We start from the raw sequence: 22,837 nt of genomic DNA, 5'->3' as shown, positions 1-22,837 counted from the left end.
ACAGCGGGGCCCGCCCGCCTGGGTGGTGGGCGAGGTGCCCCGGGTCGCTAGGTCTGCGTCGAGACGAGCGGCGGCGGCTCCACCACCACCTGCATGGAGAGCGAGGTGTGCTCGGCCTCCCAGCGCAGCCACAGCTTCGGACGCGAGACTTTCGAGCGCGCGGGCTCCACCTTCAATGACAACCAATTGCGCTCGCGCAGATAGCGGCTCTTGCCCACCGGGAGCATCTCCGTCTGCATGTACGACGGCAGGTCATCCACCGACTCCTCCGACAACAGCCGCATGCCCATGAACTGGAGAATGTTGGGCGGCGGGTGGACGATGCCCGAGGACGTCACCTGCTCAATCGCGGCCTCCGCGAGCCCCGCCGGGATGTGCTCCGGATTGCGCGAGCGGATGAGCCCCCGCGCCCCCACGTGCACATCCCCGGACACCACCGTCACCGCGCAGTGCGACACCTTCGCCAGTTGGAGCAGGTCCACCATCAACCGGATGCGCTCGCCTCGATGCGCGACGGACTCCCACTGGTCCAGCATGTCGTCGTGCAGCGCCGTATCGCCGCCCAGCGTCTCCACCGAGGGACCGAAGCGCAGGTGCACCAACGGAATGGAAGACAGCACGATGACGTGCCTCGACTTCTTCCGCGCGTCCCTCCCGTGCTCCTGTCGCCATGCATCCAGCGTGTCCCATTGCCCGGCGCTCATCACCTCGTGCGCCATCTTCCCGTTGACCTGCTTGCGGTACGTGCGCCCGCTGCGCAGGTCCAACGCCACCACATCCACGTCGCACTCCTCGCCCACGAAATGCAGTGTCTGGAGGTAGTGCGCGTCACAGGGCCTGCGCTTCGCGGGCTTCTTCTCCGCCGTCTTCAGCTCGCCCAGTTGGAAGGCCTCGAAGGCGACCGCGGCGGCGCTGTAGATGGACTCGAACCACTCGCAGGACTGCAGCGACTCGTGCGAGCCCCAGCCGTCGAAGATGTCGTGGTCATCCCAGGTGAACAGGCCCGGCACCCGCGCGAGCATGGGCGCGATTCCCGCCGAGCCGCTCCACCGCTCGCAGTACAACTCCACGTAGCGCGCCACCATCTCCTCGTGGAACCCCGGAGGCGGACCGAAGTCCCGGTTGAGCTTCTGCTCCAGCTCCCGCTTGCGGAACTCCACCAGCGGCTCATGGTCCAGGAGCGAGTCCGCGTACACCTGGTCTCCACCGCCGAGCAGCAGCTCGAAGCCGCCCTCACTAGGCTCCTCGTGCTGGGCCAGCATGTCCGCCCAGCAGCCGAAGGGACGCTTCATCCGCATCACCGAGCCCCACGTCTTCGCGTCGCTCGCGCCGTTGCAGGAGAAGAAGGCCGCGCGAGGCAGGGCGCCCTTCGCGGGCACCACCACCGTCTTCACGTCCTCCTCCCCCCAGGGCTTCACCGCATGCCCCCGCGAGGAGAAGTCCACCTGCTCCAGCGCGGCACAGCCTTCCCCGGGCTCGAAGCGGTACGTCACCCGCCGGGGCGTGGCCTCGCGAGTGAGCGTCACCTCCCACCGCCACAACACACCGGCGGCCGGGCTGTTCAACGAGGAGAAGTCCGCGACCGACGTCGGCGGAGTGGAGACAGCACCCGCCACCTCCACGCCGTCGAGACCCTGGAAGCGAAGCCGCAACGGAGGCGGCCTCGCCGGGTCCGAGTCAGAGAGGTACAGGTTCACGAAGAACGACCACGTGTCCTCGGATGGCTGATTCCTCGCGTACAGCATCGGCCCGAGCAGCTTCTTCATGTGCTCCCCCCGGTCTGCACCAGGGCCGTAAGCCCCGGATTCACGGACTCTAGTCCGGAACCCGGTAGCCGGGAGCCCATGCGGGGAGTGTGTCCTGCGTCCCCAAGTTGCCCACAGGCTCGGAGGAGGGGCGAGGCGGGCCTACTTCGCGAGGAAGTCGAGCACGGCGGCGTGGAACTTCTCGGGGGCCTCGAAGTGGGGGATGTGGCCCACGGCGGGCAGCTCCACCAGGGTGGCCTGGGGAATGGCCTGGGCGGTCTTCTTCCCCAACTGGGGAAACTGGCCGAGCGTCGCGGCGACGTCGGCGGGCACCTTGCCCCGGCCAATGAAGGTGCGGTCCTCCTGGCCGATGACGACGAGCGTGCGCGGCTTCACGAGCGGGAACTCGTGGGACACGGGCTGCTCGTAAATCATCTGCGACGTCTCGGCGGCCACTCGGGCCAGGCGGGGATAGTCGCCGCTGAGCGTCTGGCGATAGAGCACCTGGACCCAGACGTCATACTCGGGCTTCCACTTCACGTAGTACGTCTGGTGGTACTTGCGCGTGGACGCCTCCGTCACGGCGAGCTGCTCGCGGTAGTACGCCTCCGTCGGCTGCCAGGGGACCTTCTCGCGGTAGTCCTCCAGGCCGATGGGGTTCTCGAGGATGAGCCGCTCGGTGGTCTCCGGGTACATGAGGGCGAAGCGCGTGGCCAGCATGCCGCCCATGGAGTGGCCCAGGATGACGGCCTGCTTCACGCCCAACGTGTCGAGCAACTGCTTCGTCAGCGAGGCGAGCGTGTGGAAGCTGTAGTGGATGTCCGGCTTGGACGAGCGGCCGAAGCCGAGCTGGTCCGGCGCGACGACGCGATAGCCCGCGGCGGTGAGGGCGCGGATGGTGGCCTCCCAGTACGCGCCGAAGAAGTTCTTGCCGTGCAGCAGCACCACGGTGCGCCCGTTGGCGCGCGCGGTGGGCTTCACGTCGAGGTAGGCCATGCGCACGTCCTGGCCCTCCACCGTCAGGGGCAGCTGCTGCACGGGGAAGGCGGAGGGCAGGCCCTCCAGCGCGGTGCCGAGCGGCTCGACGGCGCCCTTCGTCTGGGCGAGGGCGGGCGGAGCCGACAGCAGCAGGGCGGTCAGGGCCAGGAGGGAGGGACGGACGGACATGAAGCGGGCTCCTCGCAAGGGGTCGGTGTCTCGCGGCGACAGCGTCCGTGTGTAGCGCGTGGGGCGCGAGGACGCAGGGCCTTCGACACCTGAACCGGCCTTCATGTCCGGAGGTGGACCGGGGCACGCCCTCATCGTGGAGGGCGTGGGCACCCCGGGTGCGGGAGGTCAGTTGGGGGAGCGCTCGAAGCTGCGCGGGCTGAGCAGCCGCAGCGTCAGCACCATGGCGAAGAACAGGACGCTGGCGCTGATGGTGACGAAGCGCACGCCCACGCGGTCCGCGAGCGCGCCCAGGGCCCAGACACCCACCGCGTACCCGCCGCCGAGCACCATGCTGTACAGGCTGCTCACGCGCGCCTGGAGTTCACGGGGGACGCGCGAGGTGGCGAAGGCGTGCAGGCCGCTCATCAGCGTGAGGTAGTTGGCGCCGAGCACGAAGATGGCCGCGGCGGCCACCGTCAGCGTGGGCGACATCCAGTAGAGCGCGGACACCACGCCAATGGACATGGCGGCGAAGCCCAGGAGCTTGCGATGACCGAGCGCGTCCGCGAGCGTGCCCACGACGACGGCGGCCACCACCGCGCCCGCGCCCTGACAGGCGACGAGCAGCGACGTGGCGGCGGCGCCCTGACCGAAGACGTTGATGGCGAAGACGGGCACCAGGCCGATGAAGGGCGCCACCAGCGCGGCGACGAACAGCGTGCCCCACAGCACCAGGGAGATGTCCTCGTCCCCGCGCGCCACGGAGACGCCTCGGGTGATGCCGGCCCAGAGGCTCTCCTTCGTGCGAGCGGCTTCCCGCGTGGGCATGCGCACGCGCGACAGCGCCACGAGCACCGCGACGAAGGACAGCGTGTTGACGAACAGCGCCCACGGCGCGCCGCCCATCTGGAGCACCAGCGCCGCGAGCAGCGGGCCCATGATGCGACCCAGGTTGAACTGCGCCGAGTTGAGGCTCATGGCGCTGTGCAAGTCACGGGGCGGAACGAGCTCCGCGAGCATCGCGGAGAAGGCCGGGTTGGTGAGCGTGCTCGCGCAGCCGTTGAGCAGCGTGACGACACCGACGATGGGCACGCTGAGGTGGCCGGTGAAGGCGAGCACCGTGAGCACCGCGGCCAGCGCGAGCTGCACGCCGGTGCCCAGCGCCACGTAGGCGCGGCGGTCGAAGCGGTCCGCGAGCGCGCCGCCCAGGGGCGACAGCACGACGGAGGGAAGGAAGGCGAGGGCGACGATGCCGCCGGTCCACTCGGCGCGGCCCGTCTCCTGCGTGACGTACACGCCCATCGCCACCGTCTCCATCCAGGTGCCGATGTTGGAGATGAGTGCGCCCAGCCAGACAGCGAGATAGCCAGGGTGTTCGAAAGCGCGAAGCGAGGAGAGATGGGGCAGTCGAAGTGCGCGCACGGCGAAATCCTTGTACCGCACGCGTCTGCGATGCGCTTCCACGAGACGCGTCATGCTTGGTGCCGCAATCACGAGAGGCGCAGTGGGCCCAGCAGTCAGCCTTCAGCGTGCGATGGATGACGACGACACGGACGATTCGCTCGACAGGGCTGTGACACAGCTCACGCGCGCGGCGTACGGCACAGTCGCTCAGGCATGTCCTGATACGACGCATTTCATGAAAGCCCTGCGAGGAATTGCGTGGGCGCGGGTGTGTGATTGTCGGGGCATCGGTGCGCGCGTGCGGATTCCAGCGCGCGCCCGGGTGACGTCAGCGTGAGGAGACGGGGCCCTTGCCGGCGGGGCGGAGGGTGCCGTCGTCGGAGATGCGGGCGCCGGAGTCGGGGAAGTCCACGGCGGTGAGGTCCTTCAGCAGTTGGATGACGGCGCCCTTCTCGTCGGGGACGGCGATGCCCTTGTCCACCTGCTTCGTGGCGAGGACGCGGCCGGAGGTGAAGTCACCTGTGTTGTTCAGCTCCACCTCCAGCACCATGCCGAGCCCCTGCGGACCCTTGAGGTTGAAGCGGCCGTAGGTGGCGAAGTTGCCCAGCGAGTACGCGATGAGGCGGCCCTTGTAGAACTCCAGGCCGCGCACGACGTGGGGCCCATGGCCGATGACGACGTGGGCGCCGGCGTCCACCACCGCGTGGGTGAAGGCGCGCAAGTCACCGCGGTCCTCGCCGAAGAACATCTCCCGGCCGTTGGGGACGTGGAGCGCCTTGCCGCCCTCGGCGCCGCCGTGGAAGGAGACGAGGACGATGTCGTGTTCGGCCGCCGCCGCGCGCACCAGCGCCGTGGCCGTGGCCAGGTTGTTGAGGTGGTTGCACGAGGGGGACGTGTGGAAGGCCACCATGCCGATGCGCAGGCCGTTGCGGTCCACGGTCGCCACGGAGCCCGGAGGTCCGCTCCAGGCGATGCCGAGCGCATCGAGCGTGGCCTCCGTCTCGCGACGGCACAGCTCACCGAAGTCACCCGAGTGGTTGTTGGCGGTGGAAGCCAGGTCCACGCCCGCGTCCTTGAAGAACTGGCCGTAGGCGGTGGGCGAGCGGAACGCGTAGCAGTTGCCGGACGAGCGGCACTTGGTGGTCTTCCCGTTGTCGCAGAGGGGGCCCTCGACGTTCGCGAAGGTGATGTCCGCGTCCTGCATCAAGGGGAGCACACCCGCAATCACGCTACCGCCGCCATCGGGTGGCAGGTTGTCTTCGGGGATGGTGGTGCCGAGCATCATGTCGCCCACGGCGCGGATGCGCACCTTGGCGTCGGCGGGCGGGGGCGGGCGGGTGCTGGCCAGGGGGGACTGGGAGAGCCGGGCCTGGAGGGCGGCCTGGCCTCGGGCCTGGGCGAGCGCGGTTTCCAGGTCGGGGTGCTCGGGCGCGAGCTTCTGGACCTCGGTCCACTGCGTGAGCGAGTCCGCCCAGCGGCCTTCGACGGAGTAGGCCCAGCCCAGTTCCCAGCGGCAGTCCACGCGGGAGGGAAGGCCCTTCACGCAGGAGGAGAGTTCGGTGATGGCGGTGGCGGTGTCCTTCGACTTGAGGGCTTCGAGGCCTCGGGCGTAGTGGGCCTCGGCTTCGGCGGGGGAGGGGATGGCCGAGGAGCCCGAGCCCAGGGCGAAGGCCGCGGCACGGAGGGCGCCAGCGCCGGCTCGGGCCGCCGCGCTGCCCAGGTCGGTGACGGTGCCCTGCGCGGGAGCGGGTTGCACGGTGGGCGGGGTGTCCGACGAAGAAGCCAGGGCTGGCTGCACCGTGGCTACGGGAGTGTTCCGGACCAGCGCGGTGCTGACGGCCTGAGTCCCCGTGCGGAGCGCGGCGGAGGCCACGCTGGATGGGGACTGGCTCGCGACGGCGCTCACGGACCCCGAGCCCGTGCTCAGCATGGCGGTGGCCACGCTCGACGGAGACTGGCTCGCGACGGAGCGCACGGAACCCAAGCCCGCGCTCAGCATGGCGGTGGCCACGCTCGAGTGGGCCGTGCCCATCACGGCTTGCACGGAACCCACTCCAGCGCTCATCGCGGCGGAGGCCACGCCCGAGGCGGCCTGGTTCGTCGCCGGCCTCGTGGAGCCCTCGCCTGTGCTCACCGCAGGGGAGGCCATGCCCGAATGGGCGACCACCACCACGCTCGCCGCGCCATCTTCCGTGTTCATGGCGAAGGCCACGCTCGGATGATCCGCGCTCATCACCGCTCGCGCGGATCCATCTCCCACGCGTTTCGCGACCGCATCCACGGATGCCTCCGCACCCAGCGCGGCGCGCACGGACCGTGAGCCCGCCGAGGACAGCAGCTCGGCGCTCTCGGTGACGGACGCTGTGGAGAACTTGTGGGCGGGGGCGGGCTCGTGCGCCGGGGAGGTACCCGGTGAGGTGGCGAGCGCCAGCAGGACGAAGGCGGACGGAAGCATGGGCCCGCGCATCTTACGAGGCTCCGGGCCCTCCAGGGACAGCCCACATGTGCCCGGCCCATCAGCAGCCGGACAGGCGACACACGCCCCCCACCCCCGGCGCTGGCATGTGCGTCACCGGGCACCCTCACTCCCCCCACGGGCCCCCTAGCCGAGCAGGTCCAGGAGCCAGGACCGACGGCGCTGGCGAGGCAGCAGCCTCAGCCGACGCAGCTCCTTGCGCTTCACCCGCCCCTCCACGGCGCTGTGCACCGACAGTTGCCCCGGTCCACGCAGCAACAACCCGAGGGCGATGGCACACAGCGCGACGTTGAACTCGTACCCGCCCTTGGTGTTGTCGAAGCCCTTGGAGCCATGCACCTTGGCAATGGCGAAAGCCTGGGTGACGAGCACGGCCAACGCGGCGGGCCGGGTGGCGAAGCCCAGGATGGCGCTCACACCCGCGAGCACCTCCGTCACACCGGTGGCCAGCACCAGGGGCCGGGCGGGAGTGAGCCCGAGCTGCTCGAAGAAGCCCGCGTGCTGCTCGGTGCCTTCCTTGCGCAGCTTGGCCAGCCCATGGACCACCATCGTCGAGCCAAGTGACAGGCGCGGAGGCAGCAAGGCCGCCGCCTTGAGGATGTCGGGTTGCTCGGTCAGCATCACCGCGTTCATGCCCTGTTCTCCTTGCTGGAGGGCCATGCATGGGCCCATCCGGGAAACCTGGGTACGTTGGGAACGAACCGCGCGCGTCGCACGGGTGGCCACCTTCCCCTCCCTCGGAGGGCAGGCGGACCCACGGCCGCTCCGCTCCGCCCTTCACGGCCACCAATCAAGGCGGCTCGACCCGGAGCACGGCCGGCGCCAGACTGGCGAGTCCATGGCCCCCCGCGACGTGTTCCTGTCCCTGGCGTTGTCGCTGTCCGCTCCGGCCCTCGCGCAAGAAGGCGTCACCGTGAGCGTGCGCTGCACGGAGACGTGCACGGTGGTCTTCGACGGGAAGCGAGGGCGTCGAGTGAACGAGGCCCTCTGGGAGTTCCAGGGCATCGCCCCGGGAGCACGGCGCGTGGAGGCCACGGGTGTGCTGGGCCGGCCCCTGGCGAGCGGCTTCGCGGACATCCCCGACACGGCCCTGGCGACCGTCTATCTCGTCAGCAACCAGCGCATCGTCGTGCGGAAGGAGAGCACCTCCTCACCCGGCACGCCTGAGTGGGTAGAGGGGAGCTCGCGAGTCTCACCTGTCTCCGAACACACCCCGAGCCCGCCACCGCCTCCACCTTCCACAGCGAAGAGCGTGGCCATCGTGCGCTGTCTGGAAGACTGCGCGGTGATGCTCGACGGGCGCAGGGGAACGCGCCGAGACGAACGGACCTGGGAGTTCCGGAACGTGGAGCCCGGCAAGCGCCGCGTGGAGGGCACGGCCGAGTTGCTCCAGCGGAAGCTCTTCGCCAGCTACATCGACGTGCCCGCGGGCACGGAGGCCAGGTATCAGGGTGACTCCAAGGGCCGGGTCATCCTCACGGAGCACAGGGCGCTCGCGGATGTCGAAGAGGCCCGTGAGAAGGCGGGACTCGCGGACGCCTCGCGTCTCCATGTCCGCTGTCTCAAGTCCTGTGAGGTGTCGCTCGACGGCGCTCGCAAGGGTGACGAAGGAGGCTCGGGTGGAGTCATCCAGGACGTGAAACCAGGGCGGCGCGAATTGAAGGTGACGTTCACCCTGGGCAAGCAGCAGCGCCGCCTGACACTCGACGTGCCGGCGAGGAGCGAGGTGTTCATCACCGCGTCGGAGGGTGGCGGCCTCCAGGTGACGAACACGAAGCCCCTGGGTGCCGAATAGCCAAGTCACCTGTCCGAGCACCCAGGCACGCCTCCCCCGCCTGACACGGGAGTTTCGATTGCCGACATGACGATATTCGAATATTATCATGTCATCATGCCAGTCACAGCCTCGACTCTCGAAGTCCGTCCACTGAGTCGGACCCTCAAGGCGCTGGGGGACGAGACGCGCCTGCGCATCATCGCGCTCCTGTCGCATTCGGAGCTGTGCGTCTGTCACCTCGAGCGCGCGCTCGACCTCCCGCAGTCCAACACCTCTCGGCAGCTCGCCGTCCTCAAGGCCGCGGGCCTCGTCGAGTCACGACGGGAAGGAAGCTGGGTGTACTACCGGCTCTCGCCTCAACTGGATGCGCTGTGCGACTCCCAGGTGAAGGCGCTCGTCGCGGCCTTCGCTTCCCGGGATGCGATTCGCCGTGAAGTGGCGCGACTCCTGAAAGCGTGTGGCCCCGATGCATGCACCTGAGGCTCCCATGAGTTCGCCGTCAGTCCCCGTGGGTATCGCCAGGAAGCTCTCCCTCCTCGACCGGCTGCTGCCCGTGTGGATTGTCGCGGCCATGGTCCTGGGCATCGGCCTGGGCCGAGCATTCCCGGACCTGGGCACGCGGCTCGACACGGTGAAGCTGGACACCGTCTCACTGCCCATCGCCCTGGGGCTGCTGTGGATGATGTACCCGGTGCTGGCGAAGGTGCGCTACGGCGAGCTCGGGCAACTGAAGACGCGGGGCAAGCTCTTCGCCACCTCGCTGGTGCTCAACTGGGTCGTGGGCCCGGTGCTGATGTTCGCCCTGGCGTGGTTGTTCCTCCCGGACCTGCCCCACTATCGCAACGGCCTCATCCTCATCGGACTGGCTCGCTGCATCGCCATGGTCCTCATCTGGAACATGCTCGCCTGTGGAAGCAACGAGGTGGCCGCCGTCCTGGTGGCGCTCAACTCGGTGTTCCAGATTCTCTTCTACTCGGTGCTCGGCTGGCTCTTCCTCACCGTCATCCCGGGGTGGTTCGGCCAGACGGGAGCGGTGTTCGACGTGTCGATGTGGAGCATCGCCCGGAGCGTGCTCATCTTCCTCGGGGTGCCACTCATGGCGGGCGCGCTGACTCGCGGGGTGCTCACGAAGTGGAAGGGCGAGGCGTGGTACGAGCAGCGCTTCCTCCCGCGACTGGGGCCCACGGCGCTGCTGGGGCTGCTGTACACCATCGTCCTCATGTTCGCGATGCAGGGTGAGAAGATGACGCGCCTTCCCCTGGACGTCGTTCGCATCTCCCTGCCGCTGCTCGTCTACTTCGCCGTCATGTTCACGAGCGCCTTCTTCGTCTCGCGAAAGCTGGGCTTCAACTACGAGGAGACGACCTCGCTCTCCTTCACCGCGGCGGGCAACAACTTCGAGCTGGCCATCGCCGTCGCGGTGGGTGTCTTCGGCATGGCCTCGGGCGAAGCGCTCGCGGGCGTGGTGGGGCCCTTGATTGAAGTGCCCGCGCTCATCTCCCTCGTCTATCTGTCGCTGTGGCTCCGGCGCGAATTCTTTCCAGAGGCCTCGACATGAACCTCGTCATCTTCGCCTGTGTCCACAACGCGGGGCGCTCGCAGATGGCGGCGGCCTTCTTCAACGCGATGGCGGACCCCACCAAGGCACGGGCCCTCTCGGCGGGAACGAACCCGGGAACGCAGGTCCATCCCGAGGTGCTCGCCGCCATGGCGGAGGTGGGCATTGACTTGTCGACGGCTCGGCCCCAGCTCCTCACGGACGCGCTGGCGCAAGACGCCCAGTGGCTCGTCACCATGGGGTGTGGCGATGCGTGTCCTGTCGTCCCGGGGTTGAAGCGAGGCGACTGGCCGCTGGAAGACCCCAAGGGCAAGCCCGTCGAGCGGGTGCGCGAGATTCGAGACGAAGTCCGTGCCCGTGTGGTCGACTTCCTGTCCCGAGAGGAGTGGTCACGATGACTGTCACGCTGCGGCCTGCCCGACCCGAGGACCTGGGCCCTGTCGAAGCCCTGTTGACCTCGGCGGGACTTCCGCTCCAGGGAGTCGCACGCCACCTGCCCGCGTTCCTTGTCGCCGAACACGAGGGAGCCATCGTCGGGGCCGCCGGTCTCGAGGTGTACGCCACCGGCGCCTTGCTCCGCTCCGTCGTCATCGCCCCCGCGCGGAAGGGACAGGGGCTGGGCGCAAAGCTGATTCACCGGCTGGTCCAGAAGGCGGAGGCAGAGGGAATCGGCACGGTGTTCCTGCTCACCACGACGGCGGAGGACTACTTCCCGCGCTTCGGGTTCACTCGCATCGAGCGAGCCAACCTCCCTCCCGAGTTCCAGGCCTCCGAAGAGCTTCGAGGCGCGTGTCCCGCCAGCGCCGTGGTGATGCGCCGCACCGCACCTCCGGTCGGGTAGCCGCTCAGTCGCTCTCGTTCGGAGGCGGTGCCTGCTCCGCGAGGGGCGGGTCCATCAGCGCGGCGACCTCGGGGGCGTAGCCTCCGGGTCCTTCACCGTGGACGACGAGCGGTGGGCGCACGGTGAGGCCCCTGTCCCTGTCACGCACGGCCTGCACGAGAAACCGCGTCGCGGGGGCATCCACGCGCGAGTGGACGAAGCGCAGGACGCGAGGATGCAGCTTCGCCTGGGCCAGCCACCCCAGGACCTCTGCCGCGCGCGCCGCGGGATACACCAGGCTCACCAGTCCCCCGGGAGTGAGCGCGAAACGCGCCGCCGTGATGACGGCCTGGGCATCACAGGCCACCTCGGACTTGGAGATGGCGCGCTCGTCATCCGGGCTGCGGACTCCCGCGTCGGCGACTCGGAAGGGAGGGTTCGACACGACATGGCCGTAGGCGCCGCTGGTGACGAACTCCCGGATGCGACACAGGTCCCCGAGCACCGGCCGCACCCGGGCCTCACAGGCATTGAGCGCCACCGCGCGCGTGAGCCGAGCGAACACGGCGGGCTGGAGTTCAAGGGCATCCACGGGCCCCAGGCCGAATTGTTTCACCAGGAGCAATGACACCACGCCGCTGCCCGCGCCCAGTTCGAGGACAGGACTCGCGGGGCTCGGGGTAGACTCGGTGGCCGCGAAGTGCGCGAGCAACACGGCATCCAGCGTGAAGCGGTAGCCATTGCGTCGTTGAAACACGCGCACGCCCGCCGTACCGATGGAGTCGAGCGTCTCGTCCGGGCCGGGCTGAAGGTGGGAGGGTGTCACGGGGTGAGTCCCGCAAGCTTGCATCCGCGTCGCACACGCGTCCACTGGGGTGGCACGGGTGTCCTGTCACGGGCTCACGAGGACTGATAGAGATGAAACATGGGGCACCCGTCCACCGAGAATCGCACCCCCTTCATCTTCGAGCCCCTGTTCCTCACCGATGAGGTGTTGCGGCCCCTGTTCGTGCCCGTGGTGAAGGCCACGTTCGACTTGAAGCCTCGCGGTGCGCCGGTGCTCGCGGAGGAGCAGGCGCCCTTGATGGTCGCGGGTGAGCGCTGGGACGGAGCAGAGACCTCCAGCCCGCGCCTGGAGCCCGAGAGCGCGTTCACCAAGGTCGGCACGGACGTGGTGCTGCTGGGACACGCGCATGCGCCCAAGGTGGGGACGCGCGAGTTGCTCGCGGAGTTGCATGTCGGGCCCATCCACAAGCAGGTGCGCGTGGTGGGAGACAGGACGTGGTTCAAGAGCCTGGGTGGCATCGGCATCACCCAGCCGCTGGCGTTCGAGCGCATCCCCCTGCGCTACGAGCGGTCCTTCGGGGGTTGGGACAAGAGCGCGCAGGACGCCGCGAAACACACGTTCGAGCCTCGCAATCCCCTGGGCACGGGCTTTCGAGCCAAGGGGAGTCGGTTCGAGGAAGGGCTCCGGCTTCCGAATCTGGAGTCGCCCACGGAGGTGTTGAAGATGTGGGGCCAGTGCCCGACGCCCACGGGGTTCGGCTTCATCGAGCCGCACTGGCAACCGCGCGCGTCCTATGCGGGGACGTATGACGATGCATGGCGCAAGTCGCGCAGCCCGCTGTTGCCGAAGGACTTCGACCGGCGATTCTTGAATGGGGCGCCCAAGGACCAGCTCGTCACGGAGTACCTGCGGGGCGGTGAGTCCGTGTTGCTCGCGCACGTAGCGCCCGGAGGGGTGATGGGCTTCAAGCTGCCCGCGCTGTCACCGCCACGGGTGCTGGCACCGCGAGCGCGGGGACTGGATGACGCGGACCTGGAGTTGAAGTTGGACACGGTCGTCATCGACACGGATGCGATGAAGCTGTTCCTCGTGTGGCGAGGGACGTTCACCTTGCAGCGCGAGCCGACAGAGCTGCGTTCCATCCAGGTGACGTGTGACGGCGCGGAGGGGCTCGTCCCCGGGAAAACCGTCGGGACGGGGTGACGTCCAGCGGCGCGGAGGAGCTCGTTTCCGGGCAATCCGTCGGGACGGGGTGACGTCCAGCGGCGCGGAGGGGTCGTTCCCGGGCAACCCGTCGGACTGGGTGACGCGCGACGGCGCGGCAGAGATCCCTTGCAGGCAATCTGTTGGGCTGGGGTGACGTGCGACGGCGCGGCGGGGTTCGTTCCCGCCATCACGCCTGCCCGGGTGACAACCGAGGGCGGGGCGTCGCCGGGCAGCCCATCGCCCGAGGTGACGCGGGCTACTCCGTCGGAGTCGTCTGAAGGGCCCAATCGCCTGTGTAGGTCACCGTCATGGGGACGCGGGCGAGGGGAGGGCAATAGCGGAAGCTGGTGTCCACGGGAGCGATGCCAGCGCGCTCGGCCAGTCTCAGCAGGGCGAGTCCTTCCAGCCAGATGAACCGATGTGGCGCGAAGGACGTCACGGGCGTCGACAGTGAGCGGGCACGCTTCTCGGTGGAGAGGCCGTACTCGAGACACGCGGTGGCGAAGGCCTCGGCGAAGGCGGTCCGGTCCGTGGAGGCCAGGGCCCGAGCGACGGCGACGCGGCTGACGTAGGGCTCCTTGCCCACCTTCTCCAGGGGAACGAGCACGCGCTCCAAGGCGACGGGCGAGGCGGGTGGGGTGCGCGCGAGGAGTTGGAGGGTGGAGGCCCAGAGAAACTCGTCCTCGTACTCGGCGCCCTGTTGCCACTGGGTGCTGGAGGTGGCGGCGACGGCCTCCGCGAGGGGGAAGTGGCCGGCGGCGAGGGCACCCAGGAGGGGGGTATTGCGCCGGGCGGGGGGAGGAGGGAGTCCGCGAGCCTCGAGGAGGAGGTGGAGGCGGCGAGCGTTCTCGGCCATTCGGCAGAGGTTGAGGAAGAACCCCTGGGGGTTGCCGTCGACGAGCAGGGTGGCGACGGCGATGAGGTGCAGGTCGAGGGAGATACCGTCAAGCCGGGTGAGGAGACTGGGGCGGTCGGCACCGGGGTCGAACCGGCTCAGTTTTTCACCCAGTGAGTCAGCCGCGTCAGCGCGAAGGGAAATCAGGCGAGCCATGGGAGAAGTGCGGGTGAGCGTAGCCTGGAAACGAGCCTTCGGGCAGCATTGACGACAAGAGGTGGCGACCTTGCGCCATCCTCGCTCCAGGTGGGTGTGCGCATGAGCAACCTCAGTGCGAACGAGATGAACACGGCGCTGTCGCAGCGACTCTTGTCCATCTTCGAGCGAAGCCGGGACCGGAAGTACGCGGCGGCCAAGGAAGCGAAGAAGAAGAAGCCGAAGCCAGCGGAGGAGTCCGCGGACGACGCCGACCACGTGGACAGCAACGCGCAGCCGCGTGGGGTGCTCGGCAAGGATGGTTACTATGCGCAGAACGGCTCGGACTACATCGCGTCACTGGACGGGCGCGGCGTGTACCGGGTCTTCGACCATTCGTACCTGGATGAAATCCGGGACCTGGTGCGCCAGACAGCGGAGTTCCCGGGAGGACCTCCGGAGAACTTCAATCCGAGGGCGAAAGACAAGGAGAAGAAGCCCGCGCTCCAGAAGTACCCGTACGCATGGGAGGCCCACCACATCCTCCCAGGCTCGGCGTTCTATTACGAGCTGAAGGACGGGCCCGCCTTTACGTACAAGCAGCTCCGGCTGATTCTTCAGTCCGAGTACAATCTGAATCACGGCCACAACATCATCATGCTGCCGGACCAGGCCTGGGCGGTGCCGGTCCACGCGCTCCTGCAACACCCGGGCGACCATCCCATCTATACGCAGCAGGTGATTCGGGACATGAAGGTCATCGCCAAGGATATCCAGGAGAAGATCAATTCAAATCAAGACCACAAGGCGCTCGTGATGGACATCTTCACCCAATTGAAGGACTTGGAGGAAGATTACTGGGACCTTCTCGTGGACTTGAGTCGGGCTGTCGTTGCATCGGTTACCGCTGGCAAAGAGTACAAGCACGACCTTGTGCGGTATACCCCCAAAGGCAAGCAAGCCAAGAGTCGCTACGAATGGGGCTCTCTCTACTGAAGGAAGGCAGAATCTCATGAAATATTTCGTTCTTAAAGTCAGAGGCGCCGACGCGGGATTCGTCGACGCATACCCACGTGGCAGCCCGGAAGACTGGAGATTCGACAAAGGCATCAGCCTCTCCAAAGAGTTTCCCATGGGCGGCGAAGTCTCTTTCTCCGACAACTACCCAGACGCTCGTGACGCGCAGGATTTCCAGCCCAATCTGATGAGCGACCTCCTGGTCTCAGGACGGGCTCGTAAGCTCATCGAGTCGCTGGAGGTCACTAACGCCGAGTGGCTCCCCGTCGTCCTCAAAGACCACAAAGGCAACGTTGTTGGTCCTGACTACGCATTCCTCAACCTGCAAGGGGCCGAGGATGCCATCGATCTGGAGCGGTCGGTCTTCCGAATGAACGCCATTGCCAAGGACCAGATCAGTCGCGTCAAGAAGCTGGTACTCAAGCATGACGCCATCAGCCCCCAGGCCAAGATGTTCCGCTGCACCATGCACCGACGCCTCATCCTCATCCGAGAGGATGTGCATGTGGCCTTCGAACAGGCGGGGCTGACTGGTTTCAAGGTCTACAACGCAGAAGGATGGAACGGCCTGGAACTCTGAGCTTTGAAGACAATAGGCCATCCCTCATGACCTACTTCGTCTTCAAGATCACGGCAGAAGAAGCGGGCTATATCGAAGAGCATCCCAAAGGGAGCCCCACCGATTGGAAGTTCGATGAAGGCATCAGCCTTGCCAAGGTTTACCCCATGGGTGGAGAGGTCTCCTTCTCCGACAACTACCCCGACAACCGGAATCTGTATGATTTTCAGCCCAATATGATGAGAAACCTGCTCGTCTCGGGGCGGGCACGAAAGGTCATCGAGTCGTTGGAAGTCGGCAATGCCGAGTGGCTCACCGTCGTGGTCAAGGACCACAAAGGCAACGTCGTAGGTCCCGACTATGCCTTTCTCAATCTGCTCGGAGCAGAAGATGCCATCGATATGGAGCGCTCGACCTACGAGATGGACTCTTTTGAGAAGACCCAAATCGGCTTCATTGAAGAACTGGCAATAAAGCCCAATTCCATTCGTCCAGAAGCCAAGATGTTCCGCTGCGCCAAGGATCGACGCCTCATCCTCATTCGAGAGGACGTACATGCCGCTTTCGTTCAGGCGGGCCTGACTGGATTCAAGGTCTATGAGGCTGAAGGCTGGAACGGCATGGACCTCTGAGACTGCCAAGCCAGCTACATCTCTATGAAATACTTCGTCTTCAAAGTCATGGCGGTAGAAGCGGGGTTCATCGACGAGTATCCCAAAGGGAGCCCCACCGACTGGAAGTTCGATGAGGGCATCAGCCTCGCCAAGGAGTTTCCCGTGGGTGGCGAGGTGTCCTTCTCCAAGAACTACCCCGATGACCGGAACCTCTACGACTTCCAGCCCAACCTGATGAGCGACCTCCTGGTTTCAGGGCGAGGACGCAAACTCATCGAGTCGCTGGAAATCACCAATGCCGAGTGGCTGCCCGTTGTCGTCAAGGACCACAAGGGCAATGTCGTTGGCCCCGACTACGCTTTCCTCAATTTGCAGGGCGCCGAGCCTGCTATCGACATGGAGCGCTCGGTCTACAGAATGGATTCCCTGGAGAAAGACCAAATCGGCCGCGTCAAAAATCTAGTGCTCCAGTACGACGCCATCAGCCCTCAGGCCAAGATGTTCCGCTGCACCATGGAGCGCCGCCTCATCCTCATCCGCGAGGACGTCCACACCGCCTTCGTCGAGGCGGGACTGACTGGTTTCAAGGTCTACAACGCTGAAGGCTGGAACGGCCTGGAGCTCTGAATCTCTATGTTCGAAGCCAACTGCATCGAAGAACAGCCCGCTGACATCGTCGCTCGGGTCCTCGAGGAACAGGTGCCGTGCTTCGTCACTGCGCGCGAGGGAGTCCGTGGGGTTCTGCTTCCTCTGGACGAGGTCTACACCGAGGTCCTGGAACTGCATTCTCGCGTCATCGACGCGAGAATGAAGGACCTGGTCCGACCCGGCAAGGACATGGCCATGTACTGCATCCAGGTCAGCCTGTCGGACGAACAGGACGCCATCCGCTTCAGTGATGAAGAGGGGGAACCCGTCCTCGCACTGGTGGGCGCCATGCGCTTCTTGCGCTGGATGGAAGAGTCCGAAGAGGAATCATGAAGCGCGCTCGAGCACAGGACCGGCTGTGAAATACTTCGTCTTCAAGGTCATGGCCGTGGAAGCGGGATTCGTCGACGAGTACCCTCGTGGCAGCCCGACGGATTGGAAGTTCGACAAGGGCATCAGCCTCGCCAGGGAGTTCCCAATGGGTGGCGAGGTTTCCTTCTCACGAAACTACCCCGACGACCGGAACCTCTATGACTTCCAGCCCAATCTAATGAGCGATCTGCTCGTCTCCGGACGGGCGCGCAAGGTCATCGAGTCGATGGAACTCACCAATGCTGAGTGGCTGACCGTCGTGGTCAAGGACCAGCAGGGCAGTGTAGTCGGTCCGGACTATGCCTTCCTCAACTTGCAGGGCGCCGAAGACGTCATCGACACGGAGCGCTCTGACTACAGGATGGATGCCATTGCGAAGGACCAGATTGATCGCATCAACAATTTCGTCCTCAAGTACGACGCCATCAGCTCCCAGGCCAAGATGTTCCGCTGCAAAGGGTTTCTCCGCCTCATCCTCATTCGCGAAGACGTCCTCGCCGCTTTCGAACAGGCGGGCCTGACGGGCTTCAGGACTTATGAGGCCGAAGGCTGGGACGGAATGGACCTCTGAGCCCTGGCCCTGCTGCGCGGCCTACGTGCCCCGCTTGCGCCCCGCCGTCAGGTGGATGACGGCTCGCTCCCCCGCATCCGCCGAGGAGAGCACCAGCACCACGGGCGCCTGCGCGTAGCCCCGCTCCAGTGCCCGAAACGTCAGCGCCGTCGCCACGGCCCCTGATGCCACTCCCGTGTGTCCGAAGCTCTTGGCCGGCATCCACACCGCGCTTCGCTCGAAGCGGGCATCCGTGTCCCTCAGGCGCACCTGGAGCATCCCCCACTCGAACGCCCTCGCGTATTGGCCATCATGGTCCGACACGAGCAACGGCGCGGACACCTCCGCCCCCCATGGCCCCAGCGCCGCGAGCACCTGCCGCGTCAGCTCCTGACCGTCCGGCGGCTGCTCCCCATCCAGCGTCGCCGCATCACGCCCCTGCGCCACCCTCACGACGGCCAGGCTCGGCTCCACCGGCGCCTCACGCACCAGCAACAGCGCCACCGCGGCCTCTCCCGCCATCAGCCCCGTGGCCATCCCCGGCGTCTTGAGCCGCTCCCGCTGGTGCAACAACGTCAGCGTCTCCGGCGAGACGAAGCTGTCCACCGCGCACAAGAGCGCACGCTCCACCTTCGAACCTCGCAGGTCCTCTCCCGCCGCCGCCAACGCCTGCGCGAAGGCCACGTTCCCCGCGTGGAACGCCTTCACGGAGCCCCTCCACGCCGGCAGGCCCAACGCCTGCCATGTCCCCTTCACCAGCCGGTCCACCAGCAACGCGATGCGCTCCGATGCCTCGTCCGGGTCCTCCTCGAACGGGTCCTTCTGGGTCGTGAAACCCCGAGCCTCCGGATCCGGCAACACCAGGTAGAGCCCCACGTGCGGCCCCAGCGCCCGGAGGTCCTCCCGCGCTCCCAGGTCCACCAGCGCCTCCGCCAGCAACGCCACCAGTCGCCCCACTCCGGAGAAACCCAGGGTGGCATCTCCCGCCGCGTGCACCGTGACGGGGCTCGGCTCCTCGTCACCCTTCAGGAAGACCTCGAAGTCGGGCGCCGCCGATGGCCAGGCCATCCCCGCTCGAAACGCCGCCGAGGCGGGCACCAGCCCCCCCAACGACGACGACATTCCCATCACCTGGACCCATCCCACCATGCGCGCCTCGGCCTCCGTCGCCTGAAAACAGAGTCTTCCACGAGGCGTCACCACGAACCACCACCCCCGCTCGTACCAGCGCTCCGGGAGCGATACACTCGGCTTGAGACACACGAGGCCCCGGCCTCGTCAGGAGTCACCCGTCATGAGCGCGACCGTCGGTGTCAACAAGCTGTCCGTCGTCCACAAGGATACCAACGGGAACACCATCGCCTTCCCGGACGTGTGCAAGACGCCCAGCCCCGCCGGCCCCGTCCCCATCCCGTACCCCAACATCGCCATGTCCTCCGACACCGCGAAGGGCACGAAGAAGGTCTCCGTGGACGGCAAGCCCGTCTGCGTCGAGGACTCCAACTTCAGCACCAGCAGCGGTGACGAGGCTGGCTCCGCAGGCGGCGGCGTCGCCTCCAGCAAGACCAAGGGCAAGGCCGAGTTCGTCAACTACTCCTTCGACGTGAAGTTCGAAGGCAAGAGCGTGGCCCGGACCTTCGACCTCATGCTCCACAACGACAAGAACACCCCGCCCGCGCCGCTGCTCCAGGGGCCTGTCGTCGCGCTCGGCCAGGACGAGATGAAGGCCAAGTGCCTGGTCTGCGAAAAGGAGCTGTGAAGATTCGCCGGCCCACCGTTCGCTGGGAGCTGCTCGAACATCACCTCGAAGAGGCCGAGTTCCTCTGGACGCAGTGGGAACAGGCCCTTTGGAGTCCGGAGTTCACCCTCTCGGAAGTCTCGGACGGAGACGAGGGGCGCCTGCTCGCCCATCTGGATGCGCTCGTCCTGGGCGGTCCTCCCGCGGCCCGACGCTTCCTCGTGCCCGCCCTCGCCTCCGAGGAGCCCGCTCGCCTCGCCGTGGCCACCTGGGTGCTGCTCTCCTCCGAAGACCCGAGCGGGCACGGCGCTGTCTTCAAGTCCCTCGAAGCCACTCCCGATGAAGCGGGTCCAGGCATCCTTCGCGCGCTGGAGCTGCTCGCGCGTGATGACCTCCACGCGGCCTTCCTGAAGCGACTGCCGGGACTTCCCCCCGAGGTCCAGGCGGGAATCGTCCGAGCGAGACGACTCCAGCGGCTCGCCTTGCCCGACACGTTGAACGGGGATGACGCCCTTCAGGCCGAGGTCCTCCGCGCCCTGCCTTACGTGCCTCGGACCGCCCTGGGCGACACCCAGGTGAAGCGCGCGCTAGGCCACGACAGCGCCCTGGTGCGAGACGCCGCGCTGGAGGTGGGCCTGCTGTTCGGTTCACGTGACGCCTGGACCGTGGCTCGTGAGCGGGCCGCGTCCCAGGAGCCCACTCCGCGCGCGGGGCTGCTCTCGCTGGCCGTGGCGGGAGACTCGAAGGACCTCGCGGACCTCGTGGGTCGGCTCGCGGATGAGCAGGTCCGCGAGGAGGTCATCTGGGCACTGGGCTTCAGCGGCAAGCCCGCCGCGGCGGAGGCCTTGCTCCCCCTGCTTCATGACGAAGACTGGGGACTGCTCGCCGCCTCGTCGTTCGCGGCCATCACCGGCCTTCCGCTCGCACCGCCCTTCATCCTGGAAGAACTCTCCGAGGAAGACGCGTCCGAGGAGGAAGAGGACGCCGAGGCTCCCGCGCCAGATGACCTGCGCGAGACGCTGCCCGGGCCCCGAGTCCTCCCTGGGCGCGTGGATGCGCACGCCGTGGAGCACTGGTGGGCGGGGCGACGTGCGAGCCTGATTCAGACGGAGCGCTACCTGCGGGGTACTCGTCTCACGGCGGAGGGACTGGCCACGGCCCTGGAGACAGAGCCGATGCGACGCCGTCCCGCGCTCGCCTGGGAGGTCGCCCTGCGCAGCGGCGGTGCGCTGTTCATCGAGCCCCGACTGTGGAGCCTCTCGCAGCGACAGCAGGCGCGGACGCTGGTGGCACAGCTCACACGCGGCTGGAACCGGCTGCAGAGCCGCTGAATCCACGGCGGAAGAGGGGACAGTGGGCACACCACCGTCCCCTCCGTTTCACGCTACGGCGTGTACACGACGGTGAGCACGGCGTTCGTCGAGTCCTTCACGAACAGGTACTGCGTCGCCGTCTGCTCCAGGCTGAAGCGCAGCCGAAGCTGCGTCCTCCCCGTCCGGTTGATGGAGGCCAGGCCCGCGCCGCTGAAGTCCGCCGAGGCCTTCGCCCCACTCGCGAACTTGTCGATGCTCGCCACTGCGGTCGCATCGGCCGCCGCCGCCCAGTCCGTGACTTCCGTGGACGCGGCGTTGAACGTCCCCGCCTTCACGTCGATGACCACCGTGTTCCCCGCCGGCGTCGACCACGCGTCGCCCGAGCCCGACGAGTAGCTCACCGTGAGATACGCCCGCGTCACCGTCGCCCCATCCGGCAGGCTCGACGTGTCGAATGAGACGAAGGAGCGGTTGTACTTCCCATCCGTCCCACGCCCCAGCGCCAGGTTCGTCAGCGTCCCCAGCACCGCCGCGCTGCCGTCCGCGTTCGCCTTCAGGTAGCCATCCTCCGCCGCGATGCTCGTGAAGCTCGCCGTCGTGGGCGTCGGCGTCCCCGTGTTGTTCACCGTGACGCTGGTATCGCTGTCCGTCGCCTGGTTCCCCGCGGCGTCATACGCCCGAGCCCCCAGCGTGTGCGCCCCGTTCCCCACGCCCTGGCTGTTCCATGTGAATTCGTACGGCGCCGCCGAGGCCGTCGCCACCGGGCTGCCATCCACCAGCAGCTCCACCCGCGCGACACCCACCGCGTCCGAGGCACTCACCACCACCTTCACCGCGCCGCTCACCGTCGTCCCACTCGCCGGAGACGTCACGTTCACCGTGGGCGGCGTGGTGTCACCGCTCGGCTCGCCACCGCCTCCGGTGAGGCCGAAGAACTTCGCCTGGTGATACACGGCGCAGATGTTCGCGTCCGTCACGTACGCGCCCGTGGAGCCACACGCCGTGGTGCTCCCGGGGAAGTTGTACTGCGCGTCGAACGCCACCGCGTGACCCATGCCGGTGATTTCCCACGTCTCGACGAGCGCCCGGCCCGCGCCGTCGCGGTAGACCTTGTGCGGGAAGCCAGACACCGTCTCCGTCGTGTCCGGCGTCTGGTCGATGCCGTGAACGTTGGTCCACTGCTCCATCGCCTCCGTGCCGTTCATCGGCCGGACGGTGAAGTCGCTCGTCCCGTACCAGATGGACACCGGCGGACGCGGCCCCGTGTAGCCCGCGTAGCCACTCCGCGCCAAATCCCCCCACGCCGCGGGCGTCTTGTCCGTGCCCGGGCTCATGCACGAGAACGCCGCGTTCATCGACGTGGCGCACTTGTACGGCCCTCCCGCGTTGATGGCCCCCGCGGAGAAGACGTCCGGATACACGGAGAGCAGCGCCGGAGCCATGTACCCACCGGCCGAGAAGCCGACGACGTACACCCGCGACGCGTCGATGGAGTACGCCGCCTTCATCGCGTCCACCATCTGCTTGATGGACAGCGCCTCGCCCGAGCCACGCGCGATGTCACCCGGCTCGAACCAGTTGAAACAACTGGTCGCGTTGTTGCCGCTCGCCTGCTGCGGATACACCACGTAGAACTTGTAGACGTTGGCCGCCGCCGTCCAACCACTCAGCTCCATGCCCGTCGCGTTCTGCGTGCAGCCGTGGAGCACCACCACCAGCGGCGCGTTCGCCGCCACACCCGTCGGCACGTGGCGATACATCGCCAGGTTGCCCGGGTTGCTGCCAAAGCCCGTCACCTGCGTCAGCCCCAGCTCGGACTGTCCCAGCTCCGGCTCGGCCAGCACGGAGGGCTCGGCGTCGAGCCCACCACAGCCCACGGCTCCCGCGAACAACCACGCGGCGAGGGTGAATCGAGAACACGTCGAAGTGAATCGGGGACGCTGCGAGGACATGGTGCCTCCCGGGCCGCCGGGGGGAAAAGACGGCCACGGGCCGCAACGTGACTCCCCCGCATCTCCCGGGTTCAAGGCGCGCCGCGTCGCCTCGACGGTGAAATATGAACCAGGATTCATTT

23 protein-coding genes are annotated in these 22,837 nt (G+C 67.3%); 14 read left to right on the top strand and 9 right to left on the bottom strand.

Annotated features, from left to right (window positions below; translation table 11 throughout):
* Positions 1–47: 47 nt before the first annotated feature.
* The 5 genes from HUA78_RS27405 to HUA78_RS27385 all read right to left on the bottom strand — a co-directional run bounded on the left by HUA78_RS27405 (position 48) and on the right by HUA78_RS27385 (position 7,407).
* Positions 48–1,766 carry an alkaline phosphatase D family protein gene (locus HUA78_RS27405; protein ID WP_174477480.1) on the bottom strand — a complete coding sequence of 573 codons (1,719 nt, stop codon included), beginning with the start codon at positions 1,764–1,766 and terminating at the stop codon, positions 48–50.
* 141 nt (positions 1,767–1,907) lie between these two features.
* Positions 1,908–2,912 carry an alpha/beta fold hydrolase gene (locus HUA78_RS27400; protein ID WP_174456097.1) on the bottom strand — a complete coding sequence of 335 codons (1,005 nt, stop codon included), beginning with the start codon at positions 2,910–2,912 and terminating at the stop codon, positions 1,908–1,910.
* Between the two features lie 168 nt (positions 2,913–3,080).
* A complete protein-coding gene (locus HUA78_RS27395) occupies positions 3,081–4,316 on the bottom strand; it encodes an MFS transporter (protein ID WP_141648614.1) in 1,236 nt (411 codons plus the stop codon).
* Between the two features lie 310 nt (positions 4,317–4,626).
* Positions 4,627–6,753, bottom strand: coding sequence for a CapA family protein (locus tag HUA78_RS27390; protein ID WP_174477479.1), 2,127 nt, complete (start codon positions 6,751–6,753; stop codon positions 4,627–4,629).
* A gap of 147 nt (positions 6,754–6,900) precedes the next feature.
* Complete coding sequence (locus HUA78_RS27385) at positions 6,901–7,407, bottom strand: DoxX family protein (protein WP_141648268.1); 507 nt, start codon at positions 7,405–7,407, stop codon at positions 6,901–6,903.
* A gap of 205 nt (positions 7,408–7,612) precedes the next feature.
* On the opposite strand from HUA78_RS27385, the gene HUA78_RS27380 reads away from it, so the two are divergent.
* The 5 genes from HUA78_RS27380 (at position 7,613) to arsN2 (ending at position 10,950) form a co-directional block, all read left to right on the top strand.
* The gene (locus HUA78_RS27380) at positions 7,613–8,569 is read left to right on the top strand and encodes a hypothetical protein (protein ID WP_174477478.1); all 957 of its coding nucleotides are present in this window, start codon (positions 7,613–7,615) and stop codon (positions 8,567–8,569) included.
* A 96-nt stretch (positions 8,570–8,665) separates the two neighbouring features.
* Positions 8,666–9,031: a metalloregulator ArsR/SmtB family transcription factor gene (locus HUA78_RS27375; protein ID WP_174477477.1), complete on the top strand. Its 366-nt coding sequence runs from the start codon at positions 8,666–8,668 to the stop codon at positions 9,029–9,031.
* Positions 9,032–9,038: 7 nt separating this feature from the next.
* The gene (gene arsB / locus HUA78_RS27370) at positions 9,039–10,109 is read left to right on the top strand and encodes an ACR3 family arsenite efflux transporter (RefSeq protein ID WP_217442612.1); all 1,071 of its coding nucleotides are present in this window, start codon (positions 9,039–9,041) and stop codon (positions 10,107–10,109) included.
* The gene (locus HUA78_RS27365) at positions 10,106–10,507 is read left to right on the top strand and encodes an arsenate reductase ArsC (protein ID WP_174477475.1); all 402 of its coding nucleotides are present in this window, start codon (positions 10,106–10,108) and stop codon (positions 10,505–10,507) included. Before arsB ends, HUA78_RS27365 begins: the two co-directional genes overlap by 4 nt.
* The gene (arsN2, locus tag HUA78_RS27360; RefSeq protein WP_174460355.1) at positions 10,504–10,950 is read left to right on the top strand and encodes an arsenic resistance N-acetyltransferase ArsN2; all 447 of its coding nucleotides are present in this window, start codon (positions 10,504–10,506) and stop codon (positions 10,948–10,950) included. Before HUA78_RS27365 ends, arsN2 begins: the two co-directional genes overlap by 4 nt.
* Positions 10,951–10,954: 4 nt before the next feature.
* On the opposite strand, the gene HUA78_RS27355 is transcribed toward arsN2, so the two are convergent.
* Entirely contained in the window at positions 10,955–11,779 is an 825-nt protein-coding gene (locus HUA78_RS27355; RefSeq protein ID WP_174477474.1) for a tRNA1(Val) (adenine(37)-N6)-methyltransferase, read from the bottom strand.
* A gap of 75 nt (positions 11,780–11,854) precedes the next feature.
* Here HUA78_RS27355 and HUA78_RS27350 point away from each other — a divergent pair, with 75 nt between their 5' ends.
* On the top strand, positions 11,855–12,919 hold the full coding sequence (locus HUA78_RS27350; protein WP_174477473.1) for a DUF2169 domain-containing protein: 1,065 nt from the start codon (positions 11,855–11,857) through the stop codon (positions 12,917–12,919).
* Between the two features lie 259 nt (positions 12,920–13,178).
* On the opposite strand, the gene HUA78_RS47305 is transcribed toward HUA78_RS27350, so the two are convergent.
* Complete coding sequence (locus HUA78_RS47305) at positions 13,179–13,973, bottom strand: hypothetical protein (RefSeq protein ID WP_174477472.1); 795 nt, start codon at positions 13,971–13,973, stop codon at positions 13,179–13,181.
* Positions 13,974–14,075: 102 nt separating this feature from the next.
* Here HUA78_RS47305 and HUA78_RS27340 point away from each other — a divergent pair, with 102 nt between their 5' ends.
* From HUA78_RS27340 to HUA78_RS27315, 6 genes are read left to right on the top strand one after another with little or no spacing between them, the layout of a single operon-like run.
* Positions 14,076–14,948, top strand: coding sequence for an AHH domain-containing protein (locus HUA78_RS27340; RefSeq protein WP_174477471.1), 873 nt, complete (start codon positions 14,076–14,078; stop codon positions 14,946–14,948).
* A gap of 16 nt (positions 14,949–14,964) precedes the next feature.
* Positions 14,965–15,549 carry an imm11 family protein gene (locus HUA78_RS27335; RefSeq protein WP_174477470.1) on the top strand — a complete coding sequence of 195 codons (585 nt, stop codon included), beginning with the start codon at positions 14,965–14,967 and terminating at the stop codon, positions 15,547–15,549.
* Between the two features lie 26 nt (positions 15,550–15,575).
* Positions 15,576–16,160, top strand: a complete 585-nt coding sequence (locus HUA78_RS27330) for an imm11 family protein (RefSeq protein ID WP_174477469.1) — start codon at positions 15,576–15,578, stop codon at positions 16,158–16,160.
* A 24-nt stretch (positions 16,161–16,184) separates the two neighbouring features.
* A complete protein-coding gene (locus HUA78_RS27325) occupies positions 16,185–16,769 on the top strand; it encodes an imm11 family protein (protein WP_174477468.1) in 585 nt (194 codons plus the stop codon).
* A 6-nt stretch (positions 16,770–16,775) separates the two neighbouring features.
* Positions 16,776–17,123, top strand: a complete 348-nt coding sequence (locus HUA78_RS27320; RefSeq protein ID WP_174477467.1) for a hypothetical protein — start codon at positions 16,776–16,778, stop codon at positions 17,121–17,123.
* 25 nt (positions 17,124–17,148) lie between these two features.
* Positions 17,149–17,733 (top strand): imm11 family protein, encoded by a 585-nt coding sequence (locus HUA78_RS27315; protein ID WP_174477466.1) that lies wholly within the window; start codon positions 17,149–17,151, stop codon positions 17,731–17,733.
* 21 nt (positions 17,734–17,754) lie between these two features.
* Here the strand turns inward: HUA78_RS27315 and HUA78_RS27310 are convergent, their stop codons facing one another.
* Complete coding sequence (locus HUA78_RS27310; protein ID WP_174477465.1) at positions 17,755–18,861, bottom strand: hypothetical protein; 1,107 nt, start codon at positions 18,859–18,861, stop codon at positions 17,755–17,757.
* 145 nt (positions 18,862–19,006) lie between these two features.
* Between HUA78_RS27310 and HUA78_RS27305 the strand changes: the two genes are divergently transcribed.
* Both HUA78_RS27305 and HUA78_RS27300 read left to right on the top strand, forming a co-directional pair.
* Entirely contained in the window at positions 19,007–19,471 is a 465-nt protein-coding gene (locus tag HUA78_RS27305) for a DUF4150 domain-containing protein (RefSeq protein ID WP_174456084.1), read from the top strand.
* Positions 19,468–20,781 (top strand): TIGR02270 family protein, encoded by a 1,314-nt coding sequence (locus HUA78_RS27300; RefSeq protein WP_174477464.1) that lies wholly within the window; start codon positions 19,468–19,470, stop codon positions 20,779–20,781. Before HUA78_RS27305 ends, HUA78_RS27300 begins: the two co-directional genes overlap by 4 nt.
* A 53-nt stretch (positions 20,782–20,834) precedes the next feature.
* On the opposite strand, the gene HUA78_RS27295 is transcribed toward HUA78_RS27300, so the two are convergent.
* Positions 20,835–22,715, bottom strand: a complete 1,881-nt coding sequence (locus HUA78_RS27295; protein WP_174466285.1) for a PHB depolymerase family esterase — start codon at positions 22,713–22,715, stop codon at positions 20,835–20,837.
* Positions 22,716–22,837 lie beyond the last annotated feature (122 nt).

This window comes from Myxococcus sp. CA033, from assembly GCF_013336625.1.
Classification (GTDB): Bacteria; Myxococcota; Myxococcia; order Myxococcales; family Myxococcaceae; genus Myxococcus; species Myxococcus llanfairpwllgwyngyllgogerychwyrndrobwllllantysiliogogogochensis.
This window is presented reverse-complemented; position numbering and strand designations above follow the sequence as displayed.

Bases quoted from the DNA above. Each gene is read 5' to 3' on its own strand.
- HUA78_RS27405 (WP_174477480.1), bottom strand. From the start codon at position 1,766: ATGAAGAAGCTGCTCGGGCCGATGCTGTACGCGAGGAATCAGCCATCC.
- HUA78_RS27400 (WP_174456097.1), bottom strand. From the start codon at position 2,912: ATGTCCGTCCGTCCCTCCCTCCTGGCCCTGACCGCCCTGCTGCTGTCG.
- HUA78_RS27390 (WP_174477479.1), bottom strand. From the start codon at position 6,753: ATGCTTCCGTCCGCCTTCGTCCTGCTGGCGCTCGCCACCTCACCGGGT.
- HUA78_RS27385 (WP_141648268.1), bottom strand. From the start codon at position 7,407: ATGAACGCGGTGATGCTGACCGAGCAACCCGACATCCTCAAGGCGGCG.
- HUA78_RS27380 (WP_174477478.1), top strand. From the start codon at position 7,613: ATGGCCCCCCGCGACGTGTTCCTGTCCCTGGCGTTGTCGCTGTCCGCT.
- HUA78_RS27375 (WP_174477477.1), top strand. From the start codon at position 8,666: ATGCCAGTCACAGCCTCGACTCTCGAAGTCCGTCCACTGAGTCGGACC.
- arsB (WP_217442612.1), top strand. From the start codon at position 9,039: ATGAGTTCGCCGTCAGTCCCCGTGGGTATCGCCAGGAAGCTCTCCCTC.
- HUA78_RS27365 (WP_174477475.1), top strand. From the start codon at position 10,106: ATGAACCTCGTCATCTTCGCCTGTGTCCACAACGCGGGGCGCTCGCAG.
- arsN2 (WP_174460355.1), top strand. From the start codon at position 10,504: ATGACTGTCACGCTGCGGCCTGCCCGACCCGAGGACCTGGGCCCTGTC.
- HUA78_RS27355 (WP_174477474.1), bottom strand. From the start codon at position 11,779: ATGCAAGCTTGCGGGACTCACCCCGTGACACCCTCCCACCTTCAGCCC.
- HUA78_RS27350 (WP_174477473.1), top strand. From the start codon at position 11,855: ATGGGGCACCCGTCCACCGAGAATCGCACCCCCTTCATCTTCGAGCCC.
- HUA78_RS47305 (WP_174477472.1), bottom strand. From the start codon at position 13,973: ATGGCTCGCCTGATTTCCCTTCGCGCTGACGCGGCTGACTCACTGGGT.
- HUA78_RS27340 (WP_174477471.1), top strand. From the start codon at position 14,076: ATGAGCAACCTCAGTGCGAACGAGATGAACACGGCGCTGTCGCAGCGA.
- HUA78_RS27335 (WP_174477470.1), top strand. From the start codon at position 14,965: ATGAAATATTTCGTTCTTAAAGTCAGAGGCGCCGACGCGGGATTCGTC.
- HUA78_RS27330 (WP_174477469.1), top strand. From the start codon at position 15,576: ATGACCTACTTCGTCTTCAAGATCACGGCAGAAGAAGCGGGCTATATC.
- HUA78_RS27325 (WP_174477468.1), top strand. From the start codon at position 16,185: ATGAAATACTTCGTCTTCAAAGTCATGGCGGTAGAAGCGGGGTTCATC.
- HUA78_RS27320 (WP_174477467.1), top strand. From the start codon at position 16,776: ATGTTCGAAGCCAACTGCATCGAAGAACAGCCCGCTGACATCGTCGCT.
- HUA78_RS27310 (WP_174477465.1), bottom strand. From the start codon at position 18,861: ATGGTGGGATGGGTCCAGGTGATGGGAATGTCGTCGTCGTTGGGGGGG.
- HUA78_RS27305 (WP_174456084.1), top strand. From the start codon at position 19,007: ATGAGCGCGACCGTCGGTGTCAACAAGCTGTCCGTCGTCCACAAGGAT.
- HUA78_RS27295 (WP_174466285.1), bottom strand. From the start codon at position 22,715: ATGTCCTCGCAGCGTCCCCGATTCACTTCGACGTGTTCTCGATTCACC.